Raw genomic sequence first — 4,177 nt, forward strand, 5'->3', positions numbered from 1 at the left:
CGGGACTTATTAGACAGCCTCTTTTATGAGTCAATCTTTATGGTAAATCAATTTTCACTTCCGATTGTTTTATTAAAATATACTGCTGTACATTTTTTCCTCGTTCTCTCTTAACGTCTACGATTGTATATCCTTTTGAAAATAATGACTGAAATACTTCTCGCGTACGCATACGCCACTCTTTCCCCAATGGGAAATCTGCTTTTTTTATTGCTTGAAATTGTGTTGGTACCGTTACAGAAAGGGTATCATAGTTCTCTAAGTGACTCATAATCTCCTCATTTATCCCTTCCACATACGGAAAGCCATTTTCATTCTGAGCGACTGAAAGAACTGAAGCTGCCTCTCGATAATTATAAGAATGACTACAAGTAACATGATCGCTATCTAAATGCCATTCCACAAGAAAACGATCTGTTGCTAAACCACCATTTAATTTACCTTCAAGCATGCCATAACAATTTTCAATATACGTATGACTAACACCTTTTAGCTTACGAATATTTAAATTAGCATTCGCACTTTCCAAAGGATCGAACGTCCACGTAATTAGTTTGAAACCTTTACTTAAAGCTAATTCTTTTTGCTCTCGCTTCAATAATTCTCCTATGCCTTGCCCTCTATAATTAGCATCAATTGCTACTAAATGGGAACAAAGGTGAACGGATTGTCCATTAAAACCAGGAAAACTATATAAAAAACCAATTAATACATCCTTATCATACGCACCAAGAATGATACCACCATTTTTCGCAACGGTAATGGTTTGATTAATAGGGGTAATATCTGCTCCCCAAACATCTTGTTCGAGACGTTGCATTTCTAATAATTCTTCTAAATTATATAAAGGTTTAAGTGTTAATTCCATGTTGGTAGCCCTCTCTTTGATGTTCAAAAATCCTATCTATTTATGGTGTTTGACTAATGTAAACCAATAGTTAAATCACACCCTAACCCGAGAATTGTAGCTTTTCTATTGTGCTTTTTCAATGAGTAATAATGGAAGTCTTCCGCTTCGGTGGTAATAAGATCATAAGACTAAAAATAATTTGAAAACAATTAACCCCCAGCTTTTAATAGTTGGGGGCTTCTTATATAAATATTTAACTCCTCATTGTTCTCCTAAAAACGTCATAGTACCTTCTTCTTCATTACTAAAGAAGCTGATATTAATAAAACAATTATACATATGAAGGAAACGATTAAGCATCCGATCAAACCATCAAGATTGTCCATTCCTGATACAATTCCAACTGCATAAGTACTTAAATTACTAGGGCTCCACTGTAATGCTTCTGAAAACCATCCACTTAATACGGATAACCCGCTAATAAAAATCATATTGATCATAGCAATCGTTCCGTTACTATTCCACAGTGCACTGCTGAAAATGACACAAGTTACAATGAAAAATATATAAAAACTATAAAGCAACATGGATTGTAAAATATGACTAATCGGTACTGAACTAAATAAAACCACCGTATAGTAATATGCAAACAAATAACCACAAATAAATGACACGATCAATAACAACCCATTAGCAATGGTTTTGCTACATACAAGCTGCATCGGTGTTACTGGTCGAACCATTAATAAAGTCAGAGAACCGTTTCTACGCTCATCACTAATAGCACCCATAATCGCAACAATAATCAATAGCAAACCTATTGTATTTAATTGAGATAATACCGAAGACATTACTTCACCACTTGTCGGAGTAGGCATTTCTAATACAGCACCTTCCGGTAGCCCACCACCCATCTTTAAAATATCTTCCATAAAATATAAAGTCAGTGGCTGCATAACAGATAACAACATAAACACAATTGGTAGCCAGATGATTTTTTTACTTCTCCATAAGCCGACGAATTCTTTTTGTAATAAAGTCACAAATATATTCATTGTTTCACCACCTCTAGAAACACGCTTTCAAGTGTTTGTTTTCCTTGTTGAAACGCAATAAGATCCACTTTATTATGAAGACACCATTGCAATAATTCTTCTTTCCCACTTGTAGATTGTAAAGTAATTTCTGCTGTCTGTTTTCCTATGAAACTAATACTCTTTATAAAGGAGCATTGTGAAAGTGTTTCTGGAAATTCATGAGCTGTTTTCAATGTATAATTTTGAACGGCATTTGATAATAAGCTTTCCATTGTCCCTTTCGCCACTATTTCACCGTTTTTCATTAATAATACATCATCACTTATTTCTTCAGCATCATGCAGAACATGTGTAGAGTAAATAATGGTTGTTGATTCTTTCAAATTCGCTAATATATTCATTACATCACGTCGTCCAACAGGATCTAAGGCTGAAACCGGCTCATCTAATAATAAAAAAGATGGTTTGTCTAGCAATGCTTGTGCTAAACCGAGACGTTGTTTCATCCCACCTGAATATCCTTGGATTTTCCGAGTACTTGCTTCTGTTAAACCTGTTACGACCAATAGTTCATTCACTCTTGCTTTCAATATGCTTCTATCTATTTCAGAAATTTTACCCATAAACATTAGGAACTCTTTTGCCGTCATCCAACCATAAAAATTAGGAATTTGCGGTAAAAAGCCAATTTCTTTTCTCCAATTGCTTTGTTGATGATAGGAAATGTCTCCTTGATCCTGCTTTAATAATCCTACTAGCATTTTAAGTAATGTTGTTTTACCAGCACCATTTGGACCAATTAACGCGACACAACGCCCTTTTTCAATTTCAAAACTAACATTTTTCACAACAGTTCGCTGCTGAAATTTTTTTGTGATGTTTTTCACATATATGTTCATATTACCTTTCCTTTCTACCAATGATGAAATACAATACAGGACCAATTATATTCACAAAAATAATAAGGATTACCCATAGCCACCTAGGGCCATTTGTTTGCTCTTGTTTTACTAAACTAACAAGAGCGGTTATCAATAAAATGACCTGTAAGACAGCAATTGGTAATAATAATTGTACTAATGTCGTTGTATCCATATTAGTTCCCCCTTTTTTTTCTGTCTGGAAAAATCACAAAAAAATAATATAACAATGCGGAAAAAGGGATATTAAACAACCCAATAAATCCCCAAAACCAAGGATTCTTCCCTCTTTTTCTAGCTGATAAAAATATTAATGTGCTTTGCGTTAACATTAATACTGCTAATATAGTCCAGAATATGATTTGTGCAGTTAAGGACAATTCACTGATTTCTAATCTCATACCATATTGTCCTCTCTCATGCGTTTCTTCTTCTCATAAAAAACATATAGTGGCACCAATAGAAAACTAATTAAGAGTAAAACCATATAAAAGATTGGTGCTTGTATCATCACTAATATAAGAGCAACAATGAACATCGTTGCTACAAACATAAATGTTAGTAATTCATTTCTTTGCTTGTGCTTATAGCGATCTTCTTGTTCACGTAACATGAGTGAAATGGTAGCCTTATTTGGTGGAGTAATATAAAAAGATTCGTCCAATTCTTTAAATACTTCTTGAACTTTGTTTTCCATATCTTTCGTCAAAGTCGCCCAACTCCTTTCGTATTAATTGCAGGCATTTATGAACCCTAGATTTAACCGTTCCTTCTTTAATATCAATCATTCTTCCAATTTCCTCATAGGAGAATCCATAATAATGTTTCAATAGTAACGGAATACGATATATCGCATCCAATTTACTAATTACTTCCATGACCTCACTAAATTCATTACCACTTTGCATCACTTTCCATTTAATCGAGTCAGTACAAACTTGCTTTGCTTTCTTAAACAACCACTTTTCTCGCTTCTTTTTTCTCAAATAATCAATATACGTCCTGGTAGCAATCGTTATCATCCAACTTGAAAGTTTGCTGCTACCGTCATATTTCTTTATGTGTAAGAAGCATTTCAACATGGTTTCTTGTAAAAGATCTTCAGCCATTATAGGATCAAAAGTCATTTTAATAATGTACTTATATAGAAAAGAATAGTGCATTTGAAATAACTCAGAAAATGCTGTTTCACTTCCTTGTTGCGCCTCTATTATTAAATTCTTTACATGCTTCTGTTCATGAATCTCTTCCAAAACACACCCACCTTTCTATGTAAATCTACTTATAATACGTTTGAAAATTCACTATCGTTCACACTAACATAATTTTTTTATAAAATGATGTAAACCATCCTTTACTTTCTCAACTTA

Annotated in this window: 7 protein-coding genes; all 7 read right to left on the reverse strand. The window is 33.6% G+C overall.

Translation table 11 applies throughout. The features are described from left to right. Window positions 1-37: 37 nt before the first annotated feature. Window positions 38-868 carry a GNAT family N-acetyltransferase gene (locus tag V7014_RS07930; protein WP_335505926.1) on the reverse strand — a complete coding sequence of 277 codons (831 nt, stop codon included), beginning with the start codon at window positions 866-868 and terminating at the stop codon, window positions 38-40. A gap of 263 nt (window positions 869-1,131) precedes the next feature. After that, entirely contained in the window at window positions 1,132-1,905 is a 774-nt protein-coding gene (locus tag V7014_RS07935) for an ABC transporter permease (protein WP_335505928.1), read from the reverse strand. Continuing rightward, window positions 1,902-2,774: an ABC transporter ATP-binding protein gene (locus V7014_RS07940; protein ID WP_335505930.1), complete on the reverse strand. Its 873-nt coding sequence runs from the start codon at window positions 2,772-2,774 to the stop codon at window positions 1,902-1,904. Before V7014_RS07940 ends, V7014_RS07935 begins: the two co-directional genes overlap by 4 nt. Before the next feature lie 13 nt (window positions 2,775-2,787). Continuing rightward, window positions 2,788-2,982 carry a PLD nuclease N-terminal domain-containing protein gene (locus V7014_RS07945; protein ID WP_335505932.1) on the reverse strand — a complete coding sequence of 65 codons (195 nt, stop codon included), beginning with the start codon at window positions 2,980-2,982 and terminating at the stop codon, window positions 2,788-2,790. Between the two features lies 1 nt (window position 2,983). Beyond that, a complete protein-coding gene (locus V7014_RS07950; protein ID WP_335505934.1) occupies window positions 2,984-3,208 on the reverse strand; it encodes a transcriptional regulator in 225 nt (74 codons plus the stop codon). Continuing rightward, complete coding sequence (locus V7014_RS07955; RefSeq protein ID WP_335505936.1) at window positions 3,205-3,516, reverse strand: DUF5345 family protein; 312 nt, start codon at window positions 3,514-3,516, stop codon at window positions 3,205-3,207. Before V7014_RS07955 ends, V7014_RS07950 begins: the two co-directional genes overlap by 4 nt. Next, window positions 3,476-4,060, reverse strand: a complete 585-nt coding sequence (gene sigY, locus V7014_RS07960; protein ID WP_335505938.1) for an RNA polymerase sigma factor SigY — start codon at window positions 4,058-4,060, stop codon at window positions 3,476-3,478. Before sigY ends, V7014_RS07955 begins: the two co-directional genes overlap by 41 nt. Window positions 4,061-4,177 lie beyond the last annotated feature (117 nt).

It is taken from the genome of Bacillus sp. JJ722, assembly GCF_036963345.1.
In the GTDB taxonomy this organism is placed as follows: domain Bacteria; phylum Bacillota; class Bacilli; order Bacillales; family DSM-1321; genus Bacillus_AD.